Raw genomic sequence first — 22,050 nt, forward strand, 5'->3', positions numbered from 1 at the left:
CCACCATCGTTCGTCAAAAATGCCGCGGTAGTATTTCGACACCAGAGATAATCAGAACTTCATTGCCGATGACGTCGGAATAGAGTTCGAAACCTTCGACGAGGTCAAAGCGGAGGCGTCCCTTGCTATGGGATGTTTTGCCCGGATCCGAAGTGCGAAACCTGGCAATCGAAGTACGCGGCGAGATCGGCCCTGTCTTGATCGTCAAACTCCGCTTCCAGATCGAACATATAGCTGCACGGTAAGCAAAACTTGACGTTCGGATAGCAACTCAATGGGTGGCCGGCAGTTGACCGTCATCACCGAGCGGACCGTGGCAGACATCGGTGTGAGATTGCGCGTAGCGCTTCCGTCAAACCCAAGGGAGCGGCTATGTCTAACAGCAAGGCAAATATCGCGATCATCGGGACCGGTCCCCGAACGAACTCCTTGATCTCGCTCGATCTGCCGGACGTTGAGACGGCGCTGTCGCTCGGTCGGAAGCTCGTGAGCGATACAGGTCGCAAAGTGATAGTCCACGATCAAGACGGCGCTGTGCTGGACGAGTTCGAACCGCCACGACTTGATCTATGTCGAACTAACAGCCAATCGGCAGCGCGACGTTCTTACCATCCCCGCGACCGCCTCTACATCGGGTCGCTGGTCTGGCTCGTAGTCGTCGCGGGCTACGGCGCGTCGGTCACTCCGAGACTGCGACCAATGGCGCCGCTTATGTCCAAAGGCATACAGACCCCACTGCCGAATCTTCCTAGAGCCTAGTATGCCTTGGCGGCCCCCCATTACCGTCGAGGCCTCCAACGGCTCCGGCGGGTTGTGCCGCGGCCGTTTTTTGCGACCTGCAACAATGAGTGTGCGCGTCGTGGGTGTGGAAAAGGTGTCGCTTGCGTCTGCCTAGCGTCTAGCCGCACCGAGTCGATGGCTCCGGTCCAGGCAGATGGCCAGCTTTGAATTGCGCTCTTTGCGACCAGGCGCGGCTCAACGAGCAGTTCCCGTTGCTGGAACGAGACCGCTCAAATCAAATTGAATCCGGGTTCTGTTGCATGGAGTTGCGTATGCGTCAGTCCGGATGGCTCCTTCCATCGTGCCGGCCGATGAGCCGACCGTGTATCTGGTGGCGGATGATTTCGGACGCGCAGGCAGCGCCTGGCGCGAAGCCGATCTGGAAATGGCAGACCTCGAAACTGTCATTCAGGACCTGCTCGCAGGCGAGTATCGCAGGCCTATCAAGGTCATCGCCTTCAACACGGCAGAGCGCTGGTCTGAAGACGTCTCCGAATACGCCGCGCTCAAGATCCAGCACCGCTGTAACCTGCAACTGAGCGACGTCCCCTCGCTCCTTCAGGAATTCGTCGATCGCTACGCTGCCCAGAACAGCCGGCAGTACAGCTTGCGCGTGGTGTAACCGTGGCGTTTCAACGAAAGAAGCCGGAAGCAGTAGGCGTCAAGGCGCCCTTCCCCGGCTTCATCGAGCCGCCCTGGCATCCTCGATCGACCGCGTGCCGTCGGGCGAACGCTGGATTTACGAGATCAAGTTCGACGGCTATCGTACAGGTGCATCTCGCCAACGAAGCCGTCGCCATATTCACCCGTCGTGGGCAGGACTGGACCAAACGCTTCAAGAAGGTCGCCGACGACGCCTGGCACATCAAGGCGAGCTCGGCCATCATCGATGGCGAAATCGTAGTTCCGGCCGCGGATGGCAGCACCGATTTCTCCGTCTTGCAGAACGAGCTAAAGGGCACCTGATCGTCTTCGTTGCCTTTGACCTGTCTCAATGGCAAGGACCTGCGGAAAGTCCCTCTGCTCCAGCGTAAGACCGCGCTGAAGAAGATCATCACTGGCAGCGACGTCCAGTTCAGTGAAAGCTTTGAGATCGACGGCCGCGAGATGTTCACGCACCCCTGCAAGGTCGGGCTCGAAGGCGTGCGTGGTGTCGAAGGTGCGCGACAGTGACCGGGAAAAGCCTTAGCGCGCCCCTGCCTGAAGCGCGCTGAGGTGAGTCCTTGGTCGAGCCGCCCCTTGTGTGGGGCTCGGGGAAACCCGATGGGCAAGCGAGCGACCGTAGAACGAAGGGAGCGTCCCAGATACGGAGCGCTAACTGAAGGGAATTGAGCTAATATAGTGATTCTGGAGGACGCCCCATGGACACCGAAAAGCAACCGCCTCAAGGTCAGGCCAAAAACTCTTCTGAGCAGAGGCCGATCATCGACCAGATGACCGACCTTGCTGCCAACGCGGCCGGAGTGCTGGCCGAGACCGCCGTGAAAACGGTGGCGGACAAAGCAAAAAAGGCGGCGGCTAGACGCATCCCCAAGTCAGTCAAGAAGGTGGCGACAACAGTCGCCAACGCTGCCGCGAAGAAGAAAGCAGTCAAAAAAGCCACCAAAAAGAAATCTGCCAAGAAGTCCGCAAAGAAGTCGGCCAAGAACACTGCGCCCAGGAAATCAAAGAAGGTCGCTAAGAAGACCTCGAAAACATCAGCAAAAAAGAAGGCCGCGAGATCGAGGCGCTGATCACCAGCGGCACCCGCAACCAAGTGCTGTCGTCAGAGCGTGTGCCCGCGCACCGACGATAGACGCCTCAAACGGGTGTCTGAGACATTTCTCGGCTTCTTGTTTTGCCAACACTCTAATCATTTCGATGCCTATCTCGCCTTCCTGCGGCGACCTGATGAAGTCGAGCTTGCCCACGGACTGTTCGACGGTTGCGATGACTGCAAGCGCATGGTTGGCCGTCGGGCACTTCGGTCGTTAAACCTCGACATTGCTTCGCTTGCGAAATCCGATGGTGTAAGACAGCTCTGCTTCCGAAGTGTCGGGACGGTCATGACGTCCACCTGCTGAAAGGGCGGCCCCAGCCTACGGTCCCTGCTGCTAGCTGGAGCCGCACTTCGAGCAAACGTTGTGATGCTGGCCCGAAGCGCGATGCCAATGCGGCTCGAGGGCCCGCGTTCCTACTGAAGATGTGTTGGAGGCGGGCTACCCGGGAATTTAATGTGGCGACGTATCATTTGTTAGCGCGCGAGCGCGCCGAAAGCGGAGGATGGCGTCGGTGCGCTGGACAAGCCGCGCGCTCGCGGCCCCAGCGTCCCCGGCCTCCTTGTCACAAAAGCCCCCGGAGACGCGTGGGGCCGTTGCGCGCTGCGTCACCGATAGAGCAGTGCAAGGATGATCAATGCCGGTGTAGTCATGCCCACCAAGATAATTAGCACGATGAACATTCGCTCGTTCACGGCGGCCCTCGCCGGATGAGAATAGACTTAGGGCGGGACGCCTTTGGTATACAAGTGAACAGAACAGAGGGATGAGGGACATGCTCGCGTCGGTGCGCTGGGCCCGCTCGCGGCCCCAGCGTCGGCCCCGCCTCTCGGACGCTTGAGGCTGTCGCGCGCTGATCAAGTACGGCGCTGCAAAATGCGCGTGGTTATCAGCGAGAGTCCGATGCGCGACCTGCTTAGTCCGCGTGAGAAGCGATTATTGAGGCGCTTGGCTGCCCGGGAAGACTGACGCGCAGATCGCGGAGCGGCTCGGCGGCACCGCCAAGCAAGTCTGACAGCAGAAAGTCAGGCTGCTCGCGCGATTGCAATCAATTCGCCCGACGAGATCGCCGATGCAGCTGAGCGATGGGCGGCCTGGCCGCGCTATCGAGGCATCACGTAGAAATCTCGCTGGCGAAACCACGCCCACGCCTCGTCGGAACGGTCGGCGCACACCAGACGATACATTGACCTAAGGATCAAAGATGCGCCGCTGCCGCTGGTCCAGGGTTAACGAATGGTTAAGCCGAATCTGGGAGGTTGCAATGGGGGTGACCTAAAACGAGGTCCACCATGTTGAGGCTGAAGAAAGCTGCCCCAGTATCCCGCGATTTGAACATCGGCCAGATCGACACCGCCGAGTTGCTGCTGCACCGCGTGTACGCCTTTGGAGCGGCCGAGGGACATGCCTCCGGCGAGTCAGTGGGGCAAGACGCTGCGGGCTGGGAACGGGCAGAAATGGCTCTGCTACAGGCGCAGATCGACACTCAGCGCCAAATTATCAAGCTGCTCCGCAACGAATTGTCAGACGTGCGGAAGGAACGGGATGCTTGGCGCAGTCGGGCTCACAGGCTGTATCGATCGGTTTCGACTGACCTCATAGCCACCCCGCGCCCCGGATCGTTTGCGGCATCACTCCAGCAACGTCGAATACATTTCCGGCAGCATTGACTTAAACAACTGCCGCAGGGACCGCACCTCGCCGCCACCGGCTGCTAAGATAGACCTGCGCGATGTCGGCCAGATCGCGCAACTACACTCTTCCAAGCCACCTACTTGATCCCAGTAAGGCTCTTTGCCCGCCGCTCCGCCTGCTCCAGCGCACTTTTCGCAGCTTGAATAGCGCGGTTGTGTGCCGACTCCACTTTCGACAGCGCATCGTTAACCCTGTGCCCGGTGTCCCTGTCCTCCTTTGGCAGAGCCTCCCAGGCTGCACTCTTGTCCTTATTCCTCGCGTGCTCGGTCATGATCTCCCGCTGCGCTTGCTTCTGTTCTTCCGTCGGCGCATTCCACCACGCCTCCTCGCGCTCGAACTCGCGGCGAAGTTTGTTTGTGTTGGGATTGTTAGCCATGGTTATCCTTTCTGCTGCAGGGGTGAGCCGCCGGACGTCGCCAACCGCCTGATGGAGGGGCAGTACAGCAGCCCGATCCGCATCGTCAGCTTCAACACCAGCGAGGGCTGGTCGCGCGATGCATCGGAGGACATTGCCGAGGAGCTACAGCGGCGCAGCGCTGAGTGCGGTGAGGTCCCGCCGAGCCTCGAGGCTTCCTCAAAGCCCACGGGCGCGGCCTCGATATCCAGTTTATGCTCCTCTAGCATCGCGCTCCACCGACTCCCATGATGCGGAGAGCAAGCTCGGACATTAATCGGAAAGAAAAAGCCCTTGGCTCAATCCACCACCAATTGAAGTTGTTTGGTCAAGGCGCCGAACGTCTCAATCTCCTTCCTGATCTGAGCGGCCATTTCGACAGAGGAATTTCCGACCGGTTCGGCCCCGAGTTCTAGCATGCGTGCTCTCGCCTCCGGCGAGTTGACGATCTCGACCACCTGATGATTCAGTTTCTCGACGATGGAGGGGGCCGTATCTGCGGGCGCCAATAAGCCGAACCAAGTCCCGACATCAAATCCAGGTATAGGACCCTCGGCGAGCGTGGGCACGTCGGGCAGTGCCGACGAACGCCGCGCCGTCGTGACAGCGAGCGCCCGCGTCATGCCGTCCCTGACCTGCGGTAAACCGGACGTGACGGTATCAAACATGACCTGCACCTGCCCCCCCATCAAATCGGCCAGTGCGGGCGCGCTTCCGCGATAAGGTACGTGAACGATATCCGTCCCAGTCTTCAACTTGAACATTTCGCCGATGAGGTGATGCGCGGTGCCGGCGCCAGCAGTGCCGTAGTTCAAGCTGCCGGGCTTCTGTTTTGCCAGGGTGATGAATTCTTCGATGGTCCTCGCCGGCACCTTGGCGTTGACGACAACCATGTTGGGCACAAGAGCAATGACCGTTACCGGCGAGAAGTCGCGCCCGAAGTCATAAGGCACTCTGGAGTAAGCACTTTGCGCGATGCTATGATGGGTGGCGCCCATCAACAATGTGTAGCCATCGGGAGGTGATTTCGCGACCATGTCAGCGCCGATAGTAGCACCAGCTCCAGCACGGTTCTCGATGATAACGGGCTGCCCCCACTTAGCGGTCAGCGCCTGCCCGACGATTCGGGCAAGGACGTCTGTCGTCCCTCCAGCGGCGAACGGAACAATGATCTTGATCGGTCGATTGGGATAGCTCGCGGCACCATCCTGTGCAGCGACGACAGTCGCGCCCACGATTACGCCGACGGCTGCTGCAAGGATCGTCCTCAGTACGCGCATCGTTTCCTCTCCTTTTTGTTTTTTAGCCGATACTTGAAGGCGGGCGTTTAACCGGGCTTCAAGGTCGCCCGCGGCCAACCAAGCTTCAGGTCAACACACCTCGTCGCCTCAAGAAGCGACGTCGGATCCTAGTCCCGCACGGCGGGCCAAAAATCTCAAAGCTTGGCGACAAGCTTGAAAAAATTGGAACAGATTCCCAAGATCACCTTCCAAATGCCGGTTTCATCCTAATGCCTCACCGCCGGCCCCGATGTCCGCTTTCAGAATCCCGCGCCTTGAGGCCCCGCTCCTCCAGCCACTGCTTCGACTTGCGTCGAAGCTCCATCGGCAGCGACCGCACAGCGGTGATGCGCTTGTGCATCGTGTTCTCGGCCTGCAGCTCGTCGTGAAAAACCACGCCCTTGACGGTTGCCCATTGCTTGAAGCGCTCGACAGCAGGATGGCGTTGCGCTCCTGGTTGTAGCGCGCGACATCATCGGTGTCTGACGCATCGGTCATCAGCTTGTGGTGGTTAGCCGGCCCCGTCGATGGCGTCCCGGACCGCCCGGTAGATCTGCGTCGCCAGCGGCGTCCTTGCGGCGCGGTCGAGATAGATGGGCAGAGCGGCCATGGCGCAATGGTACGATCATTCCCGCCAATCTTGGTTCTGTTTCATGAGCAGAGCCGGCCACACCTACCAGCCATCGACACGTGGGAAGCGCGTCTTTTGGTGCCCGCCCTGTTCTCACCCGCTGCAGCCGTCATCGCGAAAGGCGGAGGCTTTTCGGATCCGTCCGAGATGTCTTGGCTCCGGGGATGGCGCCAGTAATAGGATGTATGTAATGCCTTTCAACGATAGGTCGCTGCCGCCGGTATCGCCAGAGGATGCGGCGCGCCTCCTGGCCACGGTCGCGGGTTCGGTTCTACTGCCGAACGACGCGGGATACGACCATGAACGCGCCGTCTGGAACTTGAATCACGAGCTGGTGCCCGCGGTGATCGTGGTGCCGGAGAGCGCGGCCGATGTTCAGGCCGCCGTTGCTTTCGCGGCCGGGCAGCGCCGGCCGGTCCTTGTGAAGACAACCGGCCACCAGATGGTCGGCCAGGCGCACGGCGCCGTCGCGATTGCGACCCATCGAATGAACGACATAACGATCGACGCGGCGGGCCGCACGGCCCGGGTCGGCGCCGGAGTGCTATGGTCCGAGGTCATCGCGAAGGCGGCCAAGGCCGGGCTGGCCCCGCTGAACGGGTCGAACCCCACCGTGGGAGTCTCCGGCTACACTCTGGGCGGCGGCCTCAGCCCGACCCTCGGCCGCTCCCAAGGCTACGCCGCCGACCACGTGCGCTCGCTCGACGTGGTCACCGCGAACGGAGAACTGCGGCACGTCAACGCGGAATCCGAACCCGACCTGTTCTGGGCGCTTCGCGGCGGCAAGGGCAACTTCGCAGTGGTCACTGCCTTGGAATTCGACCTGTTCCCGGTGTCCCGCCTCTACGGCGGCGGCATCTACTTCACCGGTGAGCGGACGGCCGATGTCCTGCGAGTCTGGACCAACTGGCACCCGAGCACCCCGGAGACCATGGTCACGTCGATCGCCGTGATGCGGATGCCATCGATGCCCGGAGTGCCTGAGCCCTTCCGCGGGAAGTTTCTGGTGGCGGTGCGGATCGCCTACAACGGCACGACCGCGGACGGCGAGCGGATGGTAGAGCCGCTGCGGGCGGTAGCTCCGGCAGTCCTAGACACGGTGCGGGACATGCCGTACGCCGAGGTAGCGTCGATCCACAGCGAGCCGACCGAACCGGTGCCATACTACGAACGGGGCATCATGCTGCGAGAGTTCCCCGCGCAGGCGCAGGACAAGCTGATCGAACTCGTCGGTCCGGACGCGGAGACCACCCTGGTGATCGCCGAGCTGCGTGCCTTGGGCGGGGCGTGGGACCGGGAGCCGGCGGTACCCAACGCCGTAGCGACCCGGGGCCTGCCGTACAGCCTGCTGGGCGTCTCGGCCGGTCCGCTGTCGCAGGAGCAGCAACTCAAGAGGTCGGTCGCGGAGCTGCTCGACGGCATGAAGCCCTGGCAGGGCGACCGGCGGGTGGTGAACAACCTCGCGCCGGATGAGGCGGCCGACGCCGCGGCGATTTACGGCCCGGAGCGCTACGAGCGCTTGGCGTCCATCAAGAAGACCTACGACCCGGCCAACATGTTCCGGCTCAATCACAACGTGATACCGGCCGCCTGATTAGACAATGGCCGACCGGGCCGGGCCGGACGTTATCAATTCGTGGATAATGTCAGGGGCCACCGATGTCTCGGCCTGGCCCAGGCGCGCAGATATCCCGGCTGCCGCCGCCAATCCCATGGACGAGGCCGATCCGCCTTCGGTAACGAAAGTTTTAGCCGCAGCGGCGCAGTCGCAATTCGAACATCGCCGCCTCGAGGCGTGTTGCGTACAGGCCTTTGATGGCGAGGATCGGCGATGAAGACACAACGGCAGCCGTTGAAGTCACTCAAGACCACACGCGATAATACGCCTATGCCGGCGTCACGAATGCTTGGTGAGGACGCGGGCTCATAGAGCTCTGTTCAAATGTCGGAGTACGACGCAATGGGTTCTTCGCGGAACTCTTGGCAAGCATGCGTCGCGTCCACAGTGCTATCGCCCCAATTCCAAGAGCCGACGACAGTCCGCCTTCAGTCGTCGTTCATTGAGATTTGTCACGCCGAGCAGCAGCCCCTGCCGCCTGGAAGGCCGCATGTACCACGGCGACAGCGGAGCCGGCGCCATGCCGAGTTGTAGAGCGCGTGAAGCGATGTCCACGTCTGACGCATACTCGGGAAGCGAGAGCACAACTGCCAGACCGGCGGTGGCTTTTACCTTTATCGAGTCTAACGCCATCTCTCCGAGGCAACGAAGCAGGGCCTCCCGTCGGGCGGCGTAAAGCCGCTTCATGCGACGCAGATGGCGAAGATAGTGCCCTTCCCGCAGAAATTTCGCCACAGCGCGCTGCACAGCCGCGGCTGGCGCAGGCGCCAAGCAAGCAGCGAGCTCACCGAATCTACGACCCAGTTCCGGCGGCACGACCATGAAACCCAAGCGCAGCGCCGGGCTGATCGTTTTGCTAAAACTGCCGATGTGCAGCACCCGTCCCCCATGATCGAGCGATGCAAGAGCCGGCGCCGCCCGACCGTTCAGCTGCAGTTCGCTCAGGTAATCGTCCTCGATGATCCAGGCGTCGCTTTGCCGAGCCCAGGCGAGCAATGCAAACCGCCGCGGCAGAGACATCGTCATCCCGAGCGGCGCCTGCTGGCCTGGTGTCACGACTGCCAGTGCCGCTCCGGCGGCGTTCTGGACACCAGCGGCGACATCCAGTCCTTCCGCATCAACCGGGACAGCTGTCACAGCCATGCCAGCCAAGCCGAGCGCGGTGCGAGTGAGCGGAAAGCCTGGATCCTCGATCCAGGCTCCCATCCTTCCAAGCTGAAGCCCTCGGGTCGCCAGACCGAGCGCCCCGGAGAACCCGCCCGTGACGAGCACCTGAGAGGCACTGCACCGAATGCCGCGGGCCAGCCCCAAGTAAGCCGCCACCTCCTTTCGCAGCTCCGGATCGCCACGCGGATCCGGATACGTCACCGGCGCCTCCGCGGCCCACCGGGTCTCGCGGGTGAGGAGGCGTGACCACAGCTTGAACGGGAAGGCATCTTGCGAAGGTACGCCCATCTGAAATGCCAGCGGCGCGGTTCCGAACTCGTAGAAGAGGTCTGGCAGAAGCGGGGCTTCCGGCGAACGGTCGTGCGTTGAGGATCGGGGCTGCCGCTCGGCCACACGGGTCCCTGCTGGCCCGAGACCAACCGCGAATTGCTCCGCGATGAGACGTTGGTAGGCCACACGCACGGTGCCGCGGGAGACGCCCAGCTGAGCGGCCAGATCTTGCCAAGAGGGCAACCGCGCGCCCGAGGCGAGCCGCCCGTTCTCGATGCCCTCTCGGATCGCCGAATAAATCTGGGCAGCCAGCGAAATCCTTCTGGCACGATCGAGTTGAATGGGAAACGCAGCCATCGCGCGATGATACAGTCAAAGTTGGCAATCTTGGTACTTTTTTTTGACCGGGCGCAGCGCATCTATTCGTCTTGAACAACGGCCAGAGCGATAGATCGGGTCTCGCAGCAGCAGACGACAAAAAGCCCAACCGCGCAGGCGGCACCCGCACGGCTTGTCGCGGTTGGTGCTCCGGTTGCGCAGATCGAAGGCGCCGCCTGGCGAGGTTCCCAAAGGAAAACGCAGATGACACGCATGGATTGGCGCAGCTTCGAAAATTCACTCAAAACCGAGGCGCGCTTTTTCAGTCGGACGGCAGCAAATCATCTCACATCAATCTTCGGTGGTGTTGGCGAGTTGCAAACGCGCGACGGCCGTCCACTCGTGGTGGACGCGGGTCCCGGAACGGATTTTCATACCCTCTATCGCGCTCGGGTCTTTCGATCTGACGACAAACTCGAAACTGCCCTCGGCAGGCCGGACATCCATCTCGGCTCGCCACCAGCACCCCTGACGGCGGCCGGTCCCATGAACGCGCGTGGTATCTCGGTTTTCTACGCCGCAAACAATCAGAAAGCGGCTATTGCCGAGGTCCGCCCGCCTGTTGGTAGTCAGGTCGTGGTAGCCCAATTCGAGATCATCAGAAAGCTTCGACTGCTCGATTTGACCGCCCTCAGCGACATCCGCGTCACCGGAAGCCTTCTGGATTTCGGGTTAGCCGGGAGGACGGAGGACGCCGTGTTCCTGCGGTCGCTGAGTGAGCGTATCACGCGGCCGGCAATGCCCGATGACGAACCGTTTGAATACCTCGCAACGCAGACCATCGCCGACTTTCTCGCGACGGAAGCTTCGGTGCCGATTGATGGCATTATTTTCCCGTCGGTGCAGACCGCCGGAGACGCTCTCAACGTCGTCCTTTTTCACAAGGCTGCCCGTGTCGAAGCCATGAACGTTCCCGAGGGAACGGAGATCGGCGTGAGTACGGGCCGCTGGGCCGAGGATGGTTGGCAGGAAGATTACGAGGTGCTTGAGAAAGTGCCACCGTTACACAAGGTTGATCAGAACGCGCAAGAGCCGGGATCGCCAGACTTCGCCTCAATACCTCTTGACCCGCGGGATGCCGATCGGCGCGACACAAGTCTCCGCATCGTGTCCGAAAGCATCGAGGTGCATCGCATAAAGCGCGTCGAATTCGCCACGGAGGAATTCACGGTGAAACGGCATCGTCGGAAAAGGGATAGCATCGATTTTTAGGCGGGCAGAAGCGCGCGCGGCAGCGCAGATCGCAAACAAGGAAATAGGAGTTCGACAATGACTGACGTTTTTTCTGGCATCAAGATCCCCGATAGCAAGATCGCTCGGGAGGCCACTGAGCTGGTGCGACAACAGGAAACGGAGATGCTGTTCAATCACTCCGTTCGAGTGTTTGCGTTCGGCGCAATGAAGGGGGTCCGCCAAAATCTCAAATTCGATTCTGAACTGCTCTATGTCGCAGCGCTTTTTCACGACTTAGGGCTTGTCGACGCTTATCATACCGACATAAAGCGATTTGAAGTTGATGGCGCCGACGCAGCGCGCGAATTTCTCCGAAGCCACGGCATCCCCGAGCCGAATGCGGATCTGGTTTGGGAAGCCATCGCCCTACATACCACGCCCGGTATCCCCCAATATATGCGGCCCGAAATCGCGCTCACAAACGCGGGGGTTCTAGTGGATGTCGTCGGGATTGGATATGATGAGTACACGCCAGAGCAACGCGACCAAGTGATCGCTGCATTTCCGCGCGGTGATAATTTCAAAAATGATTTCATTCAAGTTCAGACTTGCTCCGCTTTAAAGAAGCCTTTGACGACGTTCAGTACCGTCAATTTCGATTACATCAAAGATCACGATCCCACGTTTCACAAACCGAACGCGTGCACTCGCATCCGCAATACTCCCTGGCATAGCTGAGCCGTCGTGCGCATTCGTCTGCCTGAAACGGCGGTTGCGGAAACCACATAACTCATCAGTACCGCTCTTTTTGGTATGGCATCGATGTCTAACTCGCTTAGCTCCCTCCTGTGGTTAACTCTCGGCGCCTTTTCGATTGGCACCGAGGGTTTCATGATCGCCGGGCTGTTGCCTGCCCTCGCGCGAGACCTAAACGTCGGCTTGTCCGCCGCCGGCCAACTAGTCACCGCCTTTTCCCTCGCTTACGCCGTCGGGGCTCCCGTCATGGCAGTGCTGACAGCCAGGCTGGAGCGGCGCCGCCTGCTGGCCCTCGCGATTGCCGGCTTCAGCATTGCCAATCTACTCGCAGCGCTCGCGCCGAACTACGCCGGGCTGTTGGCGGCTCGGCTCCTATTGGCCTTCGCCGCCGCGAGTTTTATGCCTGCGGCCAGCGGTTATGCAGCCGCATCGGGCGGGCTGCAACGGCGGGGCCGCGCTTTGTCCATGGTGACCAACGGCCTGTCGTTGGCAATCGTCGCCGGCGTGCCGCTCGGGGTGCTGGTTGGCCAGAGGTTCGGCTGGCGCGCCACCTTTCTCGCCGTGGGCGGGCTGGCGGCGCTCTCGCTCGTCGGGATCCTTTTCGGAATGCCGAGACAAGTGCCCGGTACCACCGCGAGTCTGGGCGAGCGCCTGGCACTAACCAGGCGCCCCGATATACTGGCGGTCCTAGCGACCAGCGTGCTGACGGTAGCCGGCACATTCACGGTCTACACATATCTAAGTGTCTTCCTTGCCGGCGTCGCTGGGATTGGGCCGCAGGAGCTGGCGCTGGTGCTACTCGGATTCGGGGTCGCCAGTGCCGTTGGCACCCAGCTCGGCGGCACCGCCGCGGACTACTGGGGCGCGCGCTACACCGTGATCGTTGGTTGTGGGCTCACCCTTTTGGCGTACCTTGTCCTATCGCTAGGCGCCGCGCTTGGCCCGGCGCACGCGTTACTGGCCCTGCTACCGGCTATCCTGCTTTGGGGCTTGTCCAGCTGGGGCTTGATTACGGCGCAGCAGGCGCGGCTGGTCGCGCTGGCTCCAACTCTGGCCGCGGTCAGCCTCTCCCTGAATTCGTCGGCTATCTATCTCGGCAGCGCCATGGGCGCGGCGGTGGGCGCGCTGGTCATCGCTGATGGCCCAGTGGGGCGGCTCGGCTGGGTGGCCGCGGGGTTCAGCCTGGCCGCGCTGCTGACGGTGCTGGCCAGCACAGCGGGACGTCAGGTCGAGGTTGGTGCCGTCCGCGAGGATGGCGGTCGGCAGGGCGACGCGGCCGAAGGCCGGCCGCTGCGCCGGTGGTGAAGCACTTCGAAAGAACGAGTTGAGAGATGAAAGATCTTTCTGCCTTCCTCATCACACAACGCTGGCCCGCCAAACACCCGAACCGCTTGCAACTTTATTCATTGCCGACGCCCAACGGCGTCAAGGTGTCGATGATGTTGGAGGAGATCGGGCTGCCGTACGAGGCGCATCTGGTCGACTTCAACCAGAACGACCAGCGCACGCCGGAATTCCTCTCGTTGAGTCCTAACGGCAAGATCCCGGCGATCCTGGCCCCCAACGGTCCGGGCAGCGAGGCGTTGCCCTTGTTCGAATCCGGTGCGATCCTGCAATACCTCGCGGAGAAGACCGGCAAGTTCTTGCCGGTCGATGCGGCCCGCCGTTATCAGACCATCCAGTGGGTGCATTTCCAGATGGGCGGGATCGGGCCCATGTTCGGCCAAGTCGGCTTCTTCAACAAATTCGCCGGCCGTGAGCATGAGGACAAGCGGCCACTTCAGCGTTACGTCGCTGAGTCAAAACGCCTGCTTGGCGTGATGGAAGCGCGTCTGGCCGGACGGCAGTGGATCATGGACGATGAATATACCATCGCGGACATTTCGATGCTTGGCTCGGTGCGCAACCTGATCGGCTTCTATGAGGCGCGCGAACTCGTCGAATTCGACCGTTTTCGGGAAGTGCCAGCCCGGCTCGAACGCGGCCTGGCACGTCCCGCTGTGCAATGCGGGCTGACTATTCCACGAAGACCGTAAACAAGTGAGAGTTCAAACTTCTTGGACAAGAGGATACGAAAATGCCAGCTTCGTCGAAAATCGCACTGTTCTGCACTGTACTTGGCTTGACGTTGGCAGGAGCGCCGGCTGGATATGCGCACGAGCCTGAGACGGTAAAACCGGTTTTCCAGCACGCGATCCCAAACATTCCGGGAAAGAAATTGGTCGCTGTCGTTGTGAACTATCCACCCGGCGGGAAATCCCTGCCTCACCATCACGCAAAATCCGCCTTCATCTACGCGTACGTGCTTACGGGCGCCATTCGAAGCGTCGTGGGCACCGAGCCCGCCAAAGTCTACCAAGCGGGCGAGAGCTTCCACGAAGAACCTGGAGCGCATCACCGGGTGAGCGAAAACGCCAGCGAGACCGACCCTGCGAGTCTTCTGGCGGTCTTCGTCGTCGATGCTGAGGACCAGCCACTGACCATACCAGACCCGAATTCAGACGCACGATAGTGCCCTGAGCCGATCCCATCGCCCGTGGAGTCCGGGACTGCAACTGGGCGAATAGCCGAACCTAAAGATTGATGGCAATAAGGAGACCAGGATGACAAGTACCCTTGTCGGCAACGCGGCACAGAGCCCTGCTCCCTCCACGATGAGAGCCTGGCGCGTGCACGAGTTCGGCCCGCCGGACGTGATGATATTTGAACGGGTCCCAAGGCCAGATCCTGGTCCGGGCGAAGTTCTTGTCGATGTTCACGCAGCAGGCGTCGGTCCCTGGGACGGCTGGATCAGGGCCGGCAAGAGCGCGTTGCCGCAGCCTCTTCCTCTCACGCTCGGCTCCGATCTGTCCGGAACGGTCGCGGCTGTGGGATCGGGCATTTCGGACCTGGCTGTCGGAGATCAGGTTTTCGGAGTGACCAACACTCAGTTCCTTGGTGCTTACGCACAATACGCGGTGGCCTCTGCTGCGATGCTCGCGCAGAAACCACTCTCGCTGAGCTATGCCGAAGCTGCTTCCGTTCCCGTCGTTGCGGTCACGGCGTGGCAAGGTCTGTTCGACCACGCTCGCCTCGAAGCCGGGCAGACGGTGGTCATTCATGGAGCTGCGGGAAACGTTGGAGCCTACGCGGTTCAGCTCGCTCGTCGCGCTCGGCTTCGTTCAATCGCAACGGCTGGGGCGAAGGACGTCGAGTACGTGCGTTCCCTCGGTGCCGACGAAGTATTGGACTATCATACGCAACGCTTCGAGGAAAAGGTGAAGGACGCGGACGCGGTACTGGATCTCGTCGGGGGCGAAACGCAAATGCGTTCTTTTCAGGTTCTTCGCCCGGGCGGCAAGCTAATCTCCGCCGTGTCCCAGCCCGATCAAGACCGCGCAAAGTCCCGCGGGGTCACCGCAGCCTTCTTCTTGGTGGAAGTGACCACCGAGCGGCTGCGCACAATCGCCGATCTCATTGACCGCGGCGAACTGAAAACCCGCGTCGGTGTAGTTCTGCCTCTCGCCGATGCGCGAGACGCGCACATGATGCTAGAAGGCCGACGATCACCGCCGAAAGGAAAGATCGTTCTCAACGTAGAGGCCACGGGCGAAGTCACCGCGCCCGCTTGAATTCGGGCTAACGATGAGCGTCGCGGCAAGCAGGTGTGGAGGGCCGCCGGCTCCCGCGGGGACCGGGATCAATTGCTGAGAACGCTTTGGCTTGTGGGCTCTGCTTGTAATCACCCATCGCTGATGCCGTCGTCAACGCAGGTTTCAGCCCGTCGACCCAACGCCGAGCACATCATCGCACTCAATCGCCAAGCTAGGCGGAGGGACGTACCTCATTCGACGTCGACGACAACAGTCTGGTTTCGGCTTCAAGATCTTCTTGTGAAACTCCGAAGCCTCTTCGAACTGAAAGCTCTCCATGTGGGAGAACCGGACCACTGAGGGATCGCTTCGCCTATTGCCCGACAGCCCAGCGCGACTTCCGCATCAGATTGCTGAAGTCCCTGCGACGGAAACCAGGGTCCTTGTAGGCCATTACATCGGCCAAACCGGTGCCTTGGGTGGTTTCAGGACGGTGCTTGAGGCTGTCGTAAAGGGCCTGCAGGAAGCCTTCCGCGAATTGTGGCGGACGCGGATAAACTGTCTCGACAGCGCTCCGCTGCGCGGCAGTGAAGACCCTTGCGCTTGCCTGCCAAGGCAGCCCAATAGTAAACGCGCATGGAGTGCTGAAACAGCAAATCGTTTTCGTTATCGCGAATGACCTGAGCTGCATCGCGCGACAATCTGCTATCCGGAATTCTTATCTCCGAAACCTCCTCGACGGCGAGCGGAACCGCTTCCGCGACTTTAGGCGTGACCGTTTCGGCCTGACCGTTTGGTGCCAAGGCGGATCCGGCGACCAACGCGAGGGCGGCCCAGGTGAAAGTGGTACGAACATTCATGTCGTTCTCCTCTAGCCGGAGATGGCGTGTATGGGGCTAGAACGTGCCTTCGCCCTAGCATCGGCCATTAGAGTTTCCCTGTTGGAGGTCGAAAAGACTCGCCTTAGGCAAACAACACGCGCTCTTGCGCTTATTCCGTAATCTTCACGAATCCCTGCTGAACGAGCTGCGTCGTCCTCGCCATGGCATCCGTGTTGACTTTGATGCCGGGGAGCAGATCGGCATTGCCCCAGTTGTGAGCCTTCGCGGTCGCTCCGCATAGCTCGATGCGCACACTGCGCTTCATCAGGTCTGCCACAAGGTCCTTATAGGGATTGCCGGTCCCGATGTTTCGATCGGCGTTGTAGGCGATGTCGTGCAGCGTCACGTGGCCGGCATTCGTGTGAAAGACGGCGATAACCTCCGATTCGGCCTTCGCGTGGGCGATGTCGTTGGTGATCAGCTGAAGGTGGAAAATGGAAGCCGGCAGATCGCCTTCGAACGTTAGCGCGCCGATGCTATACACTGTCTTCACGTCCTTGAGCGTCACCGCAATATCGATGTGAAGCGGCTTCTCGGAGGCAGACATATCCATACTCCTTTCACTGGAAGAACGGGTGATGGCCATCATTTGAGAGGACCGTCAGACGCCCTCGTAAACCAGTCGGGTGAAGAGCGCCGGGGTGATGAGGAACTGGCCCCATATCGCATCGAACGCCGCGGTCGGCTTGGCGGCGATCGCGTCATCGAGCGATCGGCCCTGCTGCTTGAGCTTGCCGACATTGTCCCGGATTGCGATAAGCATGTCGCGGTAGACCGCAAGTTCAACCTTGTTGCTGACAGGGTTGCCGTGCCCGGGATGACGATCGTCTTGTCGGTTACGGCGGCAACATTCGCCTCGGCCGCCTTGATCATCCCGTCGATGTTTCCGCCGGTTGAATAGTCGATGAACGGATAGATGCCGTTCCAGTAGGTATCGCCACAATGAAAAATGTCCGCTTCGGGGATCGTCACCGATAAGTCGCTATCGGTGTGCGCGGGACCGTAATATTTAAGGAGAAGCGTGGACCGGTTGAGCTTCAGGGCTTTCTCAGACGAGAAGGTTTCGGTCGGAACGGCCGATAGCGGAGGAGACGGGAAGTTGAAATCCCAGTCCGCAACTCTCTGGGCAACTAGCAGATGCTTGTGGGTGTTCTCATGGGCGATGATGGCTGCCCCTTCCGCATTTAGCCATTGATTTCCGTCCGTGTGATCGAAGTGCCAGTGCGTGTTGATCAGGTGCGAAATTGGCTCGCGGCTCAAACTGTTCGCAGCCTCTAGGATGCGCGGACGGGATGCGGTGATGCCGGCGTCAATGAACACCTTGCCGTCGGTGCCCGTCATGATCGCTATATTGCCGCCGGAACCCTCGAGGATGCTGACATTGTCGCGCAGCTTATGGACTTTGATGGCCGCTTTGGCGGCGTCGTCACGGATGAGGTCCACAATGTTGCGCGCTTCCGCGAAAGCCTGTCGCGGCGAGAGCCAGCCGCCCGTGGCCGCTACTGTGGTCGCCGCCACGCAGCACAGGCAGAATCCGCGTCGTGACATGATATCCTGATTGAGGCTCACCATGGCTCTCTCCAATGGATGTCCGCAAACGGTCTAGCGCCACAACGCGGCGTCGCGCATGATGCTTGGGACGTGAATGATGGTCATGCGGAAAACGTTTGTCGGGCCACCATCATCTCTTCTGCAATAATCTTCGTAGCCTTAATTGCTATCGACTCAAACTTGCAGATCCGGAGCGATAAACGCAGATCCGTCGCCGAGCCGCTCAGTCCTCGGAAGGAACTCTCGGTGGCTTTGCGGCCGCCGTGCATGCACAGAACCATGGGACCCTGACGTAATGAAGCGTAACACCATTTGTCTTGGTCCGCTTGTGAATCGTTTCCACGGAGCTGCTATTGCACTCCCGCCCTGGACTTGCTTGAGGACAGAGTTACTCAGCTTTGGCAATCCCGTCAGCCCCCGCTGGTGCCGCTCTTGAGTCGTACCGCTTCTAGTTGGCTCCTTCTCGAAGGTCTTTCGAGATCGCATGATCCAGTGTGCCGACTTCATTATGACAGCGCTCTGACATTTCTCCGACATCGGCGAGCTCAGAGTTCAAGATCCCATGACTGCTTACGCAGCCACTCATCCCTTGATGGTATTCTCAAGTTTTAATGACAGCGCTTTGTCTCTTGCTAGACGTGGTCACCATTTAGACCCAACATTTGAATTGCAGATGCCGGTGAAAGTGGGGGCCGCCGGTTTTTGAAAAGCGATTTCTTTTTTTAAAGCTCCTATACCCCTCCCCGGTCACAGCGCCACCAGGAACGATCGCCTGCAACGCTGCAGCTCGAGGCCAGAGGCAAGCGCAACAATCAGATCGAGGACATTACCATCCCGGGGTGACTCCCGGCGCACCAGAAGGCAGAAGGCGAGCCTCCCGTAGCGCCTGGAGAAACTGGATCAAATCATGCTGCCGGGTATGAAGCACCTGACGCGAGGATGGCCGTCGATGTAATGCCTCCAAACCATTGTACGGCCGAAACGGTTTGGTTGTGTGAGAACCGCGCCTTCAGGCACGTCGACCCATTCGTTGTCAATGCGGACGCGGTAACGCCCGCGATTGGACTCCCAATCCGCATCAGAAACTATGTACCCGTCCATATCGGTACAGCACTTTCCCAATTCGCTCTCCAAACTTTCAAACCATGAGTTCAGCGGAGAGTTGTCGTAGTGGCCATCATCGCGGCCGAGTGCAGGCGTCACCAAGACCGCTAAGGCAAGTAGCTGTGTCGCAGCTTTTGCTAACATCTCATTGCCTCCGTGATCTTCACCAGCTGGTCCGCTCGCTTGACGCGGACAAAGCTGGCGCGCGGAAAACAAGATGGTGGTTACAGCTGCGACCCCGCGATGAGCCCGACAGCCACAATCGTTCGACGATTCGGGAAACCTTCGTCCCGACGCCTACACAAGTGAGTCCGGTAGTCCGGGCAAAAGTTCAATAAAGGTCAGTGTAACTTCTCCTTTAGACAAAGCGATCGGGAGATCCCGCTTAAAGGCCGACACGATTGGGACACGCCTAGTCGTCGGGCGCGTCCCCTAGCCGCAAACCTCTATGCATGGGAGTTCGAGAGGAACGGGCGCGACGTGAATGTGCGCGTGGACGGGCAACTGGTCTTCAACAGTTCGGGCGCGCTGCTGCACGCCGCGCTGCAGGGGCTTGGCTTGGCCTACCTAACCGAAGGTCAGGTTCAGCCCTACTTGTCGAGCGGCGAGCTCATTCGGGTGCTGGGGGACTGGTGCCCGCCATTCTCAGGATATCACCTATACTATCCGAGCCGTCGGCAGCCATCGCCGGCATTCACGCTGCTGGTCGACGCGCTTCGATACCGAGGCAGAGCATCGCGGGGGTAAAGCTGTGGCTCAGGTTGCGGTGCGCTTTTGGCCCGCAGCTGGCCTCAAACTCGCCCGGGGTTGCCGAACGGAGAAGTGCCCATGACGCGAGGCACCTGGAGATTCCAACGTGACGACCCCGCGCCGGAAGTGGTAATGCTTGTGCCACGGCGCCGCTCAAGAGTGCCACACAAAAACAAATCACTGGACCGAAAACGCAATAATATCAAATGCAGGTCAGGATTGCCGCCCCAGTTCAATCCTGTACGACACGCTTTGGCAATCGGTCTTCAGGCGACCCTTTTATCTCGCGGCCGCCATAGCTGCGTAGCTCTTGGAGCAAGCGCTTAACTGCTTCGGAATTACCGTTCTGCCGTCGCTGGCAGTGATGCTCGCGAGCGACGCGGCCTCTCCTTAAGCCGCATTCTGAACTGATAAGCTTTCAGCAATTACCTTATCAGTACACCAACTGACTCCAATTTGTTCGAAACCTTATCAGTCCGCGAGCAGACTCCGTCTGTATGACTTGCTTACAGCTCAGGCCAAAACACCGACACCACTCTGCAGACATGGAGCTTGTCGCCGGACCTCGTCTGCTAAGTGCAACAAGAGAGAAGCCACAAATTGCCAGCGATACGTTTCAACGTAGATCAAGTGTCAGGTTCGCTGACCTGCCCGAGCAAAGAATCGCAGGGGAATACATGGCCGATCACAGGAAAACGGTCTACGCTTCGAGCGCTCGGTCGAAATGCGATGACCTGGAGCTGTCCATGATCAACAACTCCAGTCACCATTGCTGCCAGGACCGCGGCGGGATTTCATTCGCGCTACGTCATCGGGGACGATCAGGCCGATACCCAACAATCGCCATACGCTTACGTCATCCGGCGCGAACCGCCAGCGGATTACCGAGAAGCACGTGATCAAACTTGGCAAAGGGAGAAACGTCTATGGGTAACAACCTGAAAAGCGCATGTGACGGGATCTTGCAAAAAGTCGTGACTGGTAAGGACCGCGTTCCCGGCGTGGTGGCGATGATCACGGATCGCTCGACCAACATTTACGAAGGCTCAGTCGGCGAGCGCAGTCTTGGCGGCGGCCAGGCCATGACGACCGACACCGTGTTTGCCATTTTCTCCACCACAAAGGCTATCACCGGCACGGCCATCCTGCAATGCGTCGAGGACGGCAGGCTCGACCTAGACGCCCCAGCCAAAAAATACGTGCCCGACATTGGCAAGCTCGAGGTCCTCGACGGGTTCGACGCCACGGGAAACCCGAAGCTGCGAGCGCCGAAGCGCGACCTCACCACCCGCATGCTGATGCTGCACACCGCGGGCCTCGGCTACGACTTCTTCAACGCCAATTACTTGCGCCTGGCGCAGGAGCGCGGCCAGCCGAGCGTGGTGACCTGCTCGAAAGCATCACTGATGACGCCGCTATTGTTCGATCCCGGCGATAAATGGGAATATGGCAGCAACATCGACTGGGCCGGACAGGTTGTCGAAAGCATCCGCGGCAAGCGCCTCGGCGACGTGATGAGGGAGCGGATCTTTACGCCGCTCGGAATGGAGGACATCGCCTTTTCGCTGACCCCTTCGATGCGTACGCGCGTCGCCACCATCCATCAGCGCGAAGCCGACGGATCCCTGATCCCCCTTCCCGATATGCAACTGCCGCCTGAGCCGGAAGTCCACATGGGTGGACACGGTCTCTATGGCTCGATCGACGAGTACATGAAATTCATACGGATGTGGCTGAACGACGGGGCGGGACAGCAAGGGCGCGTGCTCAGGAAAGAAACGGTCGAATCCGCTGTCCGCAACGGCCTGCAGGCTAACCAGGCGGTCACGGTGCTGCCCGGCGTCATCCCGACGCTGTCGAACGACGCCGAGTTCTTCCCTGGCCTGAAGAAATCCTGGTGCCTCACCTTCATGGTCAACGACGAGGACGCGCCTACCGGCCGTCCGGCCGGAGCGATCGGCTGGGCCGGGCTCGCCAACACGTTCTTCTGGATTGACCGCAAGAACGGGTTCGGCGGGTATTGGGCGACGCAGATCCTGCCGTTCGGCGACCCGACTTCGTTCGGCGGCTACCTGGAATTCGAGACGGCCGCCTATGCGACCGGCGAGGCGCGCGCTGCGGCGTAGTGCTGACGAGCGCGGGTTACCCCGGGCCACGGCGCGCCGCCGCTTTCGCAATCGAGCGACGGCGTCATGGGCGCGTGCTTTGCGATGGTGCCGCCTGCTGATCTTCTGGTCCTGCAGGACGGTGCCCGCGCATGGCGACAAGATGAATGAAAAGAGATGCAGGGAGA

18 protein-coding genes and 3 pseudogenes are annotated in these 22,050 nt (G+C 60.3%); 14 read left to right on the forward strand and 7 right to left on the reverse strand.

Features of this window, described 5'->3' with window-relative positions; translation table 11 throughout:
• Positions 1-79: 79 nt before the first annotated feature.
• The 5 genes and pseudogenes from AB7245_RS46365 (at position 80) to AB7245_RS46385 (ending at position 4,207) form a co-directional block, all read left to right on the forward strand.
• Complete coding sequence (locus tag AB7245_RS46365) at positions 80-256, forward strand: hypothetical protein (RefSeq protein ID WP_439035991.1); 177 nt, start codon at positions 80-82, stop codon at positions 254-256.
• 810 nt (positions 257-1,066) lie between these two features.
• Positions 1,067-1,402: a hypothetical protein gene (locus tag AB7245_RS46370; RefSeq protein ID WP_354100429.1), complete on the forward strand. Its 336-nt coding sequence runs from the start codon at positions 1,067-1,069 to the stop codon at positions 1,400-1,402.
• 2 nt (positions 1,403-1,404) lie between these two features.
• Positions 1,405-1,926 (forward strand): annotated as a pseudogene (locus tag AB7245_RS46375) (ATP-dependent DNA ligase); the annotation flags it as partial.
• A 215-nt stretch (positions 1,927-2,141) separates the two neighbouring features.
• Positions 2,142-2,513, forward strand: a complete 372-nt coding sequence (locus AB7245_RS46380; RefSeq protein ID WP_354100430.1) for a hypothetical protein — start codon at positions 2,142-2,144, stop codon at positions 2,511-2,513.
• 1,316 nt (positions 2,514-3,829) lie between these two features.
• Complete coding sequence (locus AB7245_RS46385; RefSeq protein ID WP_354100431.1) at positions 3,830-4,207, forward strand: hypothetical protein; 378 nt, start codon at positions 3,830-3,832, stop codon at positions 4,205-4,207.
• Between the two features lie 101 nt (positions 4,208-4,308).
• Here the strand turns inward: AB7245_RS46385 and AB7245_RS46390 are convergent, their stop codons facing one another.
• Positions 4,309-4,608, reverse strand: a complete 300-nt coding sequence (locus AB7245_RS46390) for a hypothetical protein (RefSeq protein ID WP_439035955.1) — start codon at positions 4,606-4,608, stop codon at positions 4,309-4,311.
• A gap of 317 nt (positions 4,609-4,925) precedes the next feature.
• Positions 4,926-5,984, reverse strand: coding sequence for a tripartite tricarboxylate transporter substrate binding protein (locus AB7245_RS46395; RefSeq protein WP_354132596.1), 1,059 nt, complete (start codon positions 5,982-5,984; stop codon positions 4,926-4,928).
• 743 nt (positions 5,985-6,727) lie between these two features.
• Here AB7245_RS46395 and AB7245_RS46400 point away from each other — a divergent pair.
• Positions 6,728-8,131, forward strand: coding sequence for an FAD-binding oxidoreductase (locus AB7245_RS46400; RefSeq protein ID WP_354132597.1), 1,404 nt, complete (start codon positions 6,728-6,730; stop codon positions 8,129-8,131).
• 414 nt (positions 8,132-8,545) lie between these two features.
• Here AB7245_RS46400 and AB7245_RS46405 read toward each other — a convergent pair whose 3' ends face one another.
• The gene (locus AB7245_RS46405; protein WP_354100436.1) at positions 8,546-9,949 is read right to left on the reverse strand and encodes a PLP-dependent aminotransferase family protein; all 1,404 of its coding nucleotides are present in this window, start codon (positions 9,947-9,949) and stop codon (positions 8,546-8,548) included.
• A gap of 225 nt (positions 9,950-10,174) precedes the next feature.
• On the opposite strand from AB7245_RS46405, the gene AB7245_RS46410 reads away from it, so the two are divergent.
• From AB7245_RS46410 to AB7245_RS46435, 6 genes are all read left to right on the forward strand, one after another.
• Positions 10,175-11,182 (forward strand): RES family NAD+ phosphorylase, encoded by a 1,008-nt coding sequence (locus AB7245_RS46410; protein ID WP_354100437.1) that lies wholly within the window; start codon positions 10,175-10,177, stop codon positions 11,180-11,182.
• Positions 11,183-11,239: 57 nt separating this feature from the next.
• Positions 11,240-11,881: an HD domain-containing protein gene (locus AB7245_RS46415; RefSeq protein WP_439035956.1), complete on the forward strand. Its 642-nt coding sequence runs from the start codon at positions 11,240-11,242 to the stop codon at positions 11,879-11,881.
• Positions 11,882-11,965: 84 nt separating this feature from the next.
• The gene (locus AB7245_RS46420) at positions 11,966-13,204 is read left to right on the forward strand and encodes an MFS transporter (protein WP_354100439.1); all 1,239 of its coding nucleotides are present in this window, start codon (positions 11,966-11,968) and stop codon (positions 13,202-13,204) included.
• 26 nt (positions 13,205-13,230) lie between these two features.
• Positions 13,231-13,935 (forward strand): glutathione S-transferase family protein, encoded by a 705-nt coding sequence (locus AB7245_RS46425; protein WP_354100440.1) that lies wholly within the window; start codon positions 13,231-13,233, stop codon positions 13,933-13,935.
• Between the two features lie 41 nt (positions 13,936-13,976).
• The gene (locus tag AB7245_RS46430; protein ID WP_354100441.1) at positions 13,977-14,411 is read left to right on the forward strand and encodes a cupin domain-containing protein; all 435 of its coding nucleotides are present in this window, start codon (positions 13,977-13,979) and stop codon (positions 14,409-14,411) included.
• A 142-nt stretch (positions 14,412-14,553) separates the two neighbouring features.
• Positions 14,554-15,510, forward strand: coding sequence for an NADP-dependent oxidoreductase (locus AB7245_RS46435; RefSeq protein WP_439035992.1), 957 nt, complete (start codon positions 14,554-14,556; stop codon positions 15,508-15,510).
• Between the two features lie 446 nt (positions 15,511-15,956).
• On the opposite strand, the gene AB7245_RS46440 is transcribed toward AB7245_RS46435, so the two are convergent.
• From AB7245_RS46440 to AB7245_RS46455, 4 genes and pseudogenes are all read right to left on the reverse strand, one after another.
• Positions 15,957-16,331, reverse strand: a complete 375-nt coding sequence (locus tag AB7245_RS46440) for a hypothetical protein (RefSeq protein WP_354100443.1) — start codon at positions 16,329-16,331, stop codon at positions 15,957-15,959.
• Between the two features lie 130 nt (positions 16,332-16,461).
• Positions 16,462-16,899, reverse strand: a complete 438-nt coding sequence (locus AB7245_RS46445; protein ID WP_439035957.1) for a DsrE family protein — start codon at positions 16,897-16,899, stop codon at positions 16,462-16,464.
• A 54-nt stretch (positions 16,900-16,953) separates the two neighbouring features.
• Positions 16,954-17,924, reverse strand: a pseudogene (locus AB7245_RS46450) (MBL fold metallo-hydrolase).
• Positions 17,925-18,803: 879 nt separating this feature from the next.
• Positions 18,804-19,151, reverse strand: coding sequence for a hypothetical protein (locus tag AB7245_RS46455; RefSeq protein ID WP_354100446.1), 348 nt, complete (start codon positions 19,149-19,151; stop codon positions 18,804-18,806).
• A gap of 297 nt (positions 19,152-19,448) precedes the next feature.
• Here AB7245_RS46455 and AB7245_RS46460 point away from each other — a divergent pair.
• Both AB7245_RS46460 and AB7245_RS46465 read left to right on the forward strand, forming a co-directional pair.
• Positions 19,449-19,754, forward strand: a pseudogene (locus AB7245_RS46460) (LysR substrate-binding domain-containing protein); the annotation flags it as partial.
• Between the two features lie 929 nt (positions 19,755-20,683).
• Positions 20,684-21,883: a serine hydrolase domain-containing protein gene (locus AB7245_RS46465; protein ID WP_439035958.1), complete on the forward strand. Its 1,200-nt coding sequence runs from the start codon at positions 20,684-20,686 to the stop codon at positions 21,881-21,883.
• Positions 21,884-22,050: the final 167 nt, after the last annotated feature.

Source organism: Bradyrhizobium sp. 604_D8_N2_3 (assembly GCF_051810765.1).
Lineage (GTDB): Bacteria > Pseudomonadota > Alphaproteobacteria > Rhizobiales > Xanthobacteraceae > Bradyrhizobium > Bradyrhizobium barranii.

Bases quoted from the DNA above. Each gene is read 5' to 3' on its own strand.
- AB7245_RS46370 (WP_354100429.1), top strand. From the start codon at position 1,067: ATGGCTCCTTCCATCGTGCCGGCCGATGAGCCGACCGTGTATCTGGTG.
- AB7245_RS46380 (WP_354100430.1), top strand. From the start codon at position 2,142: ATGGACACCGAAAAGCAACCGCCTCAAGGTCAGGCCAAAAACTCTTCT.
- AB7245_RS46385 (WP_354100431.1), top strand. From the start codon at position 3,830: ATGTTGAGGCTGAAGAAAGCTGCCCCAGTATCCCGCGATTTGAACATC.
- AB7245_RS46390 (WP_439035955.1), bottom strand. From the start codon at position 4,608: ATGGCTAACAATCCCAACACAAACAAACTTCGCCGCGAGTTCGAGCGC.
- AB7245_RS46400 (WP_354132597.1), top strand. From the start codon at position 6,728: ATGCCTTTCAACGATAGGTCGCTGCCGCCGGTATCGCCAGAGGATGCG.
- AB7245_RS46405 (WP_354100436.1), bottom strand. From the start codon at position 9,949: ATGGCTGCGTTTCCCATTCAACTCGATCGTGCCAGAAGGATTTCGCTG.
- AB7245_RS46410 (WP_354100437.1), top strand. From the start codon at position 10,175: ATGACACGCATGGATTGGCGCAGCTTCGAAAATTCACTCAAAACCGAG.
- AB7245_RS46415 (WP_439035956.1), top strand. From the start codon at position 11,240: ATGACTGACGTTTTTTCTGGCATCAAGATCCCCGATAGCAAGATCGCT.
- AB7245_RS46420 (WP_354100439.1), top strand. From the start codon at position 11,966: ATGTCTAACTCGCTTAGCTCCCTCCTGTGGTTAACTCTCGGCGCCTTT.
- AB7245_RS46425 (WP_354100440.1), top strand. From the start codon at position 13,231: ATGAAAGATCTTTCTGCCTTCCTCATCACACAACGCTGGCCCGCCAAA.
- AB7245_RS46430 (WP_354100441.1), top strand. From the start codon at position 13,977: ATGCCAGCTTCGTCGAAAATCGCACTGTTCTGCACTGTACTTGGCTTG.
- AB7245_RS46435 (WP_439035992.1), top strand. From the start codon at position 14,554: ATGAGAGCCTGGCGCGTGCACGAGTTCGGCCCGCCGGACGTGATGATA.
- AB7245_RS46440 (WP_354100443.1), bottom strand. From the start codon at position 16,331: ATGAATGTTCGTACCACTTTCACCTGGGCCGCCCTCGCGTTGGTCGCC.
- AB7245_RS46445 (WP_439035957.1), bottom strand. From the start codon at position 16,899: ATGTCTGCCTCCGAGAAGCCGCTTCACATCGATATTGCGGTGACGCTC.
- AB7245_RS46455 (WP_354100446.1), bottom strand. From the start codon at position 19,151: ATGTTAGCAAAAGCTGCGACACAGCTACTTGCCTTAGCGGTCTTGGTG.
- AB7245_RS46465 (WP_439035958.1), top strand. From the start codon at position 20,684: ATGGGTAACAACCTGAAAAGCGCATGTGACGGGATCTTGCAAAAAGTC.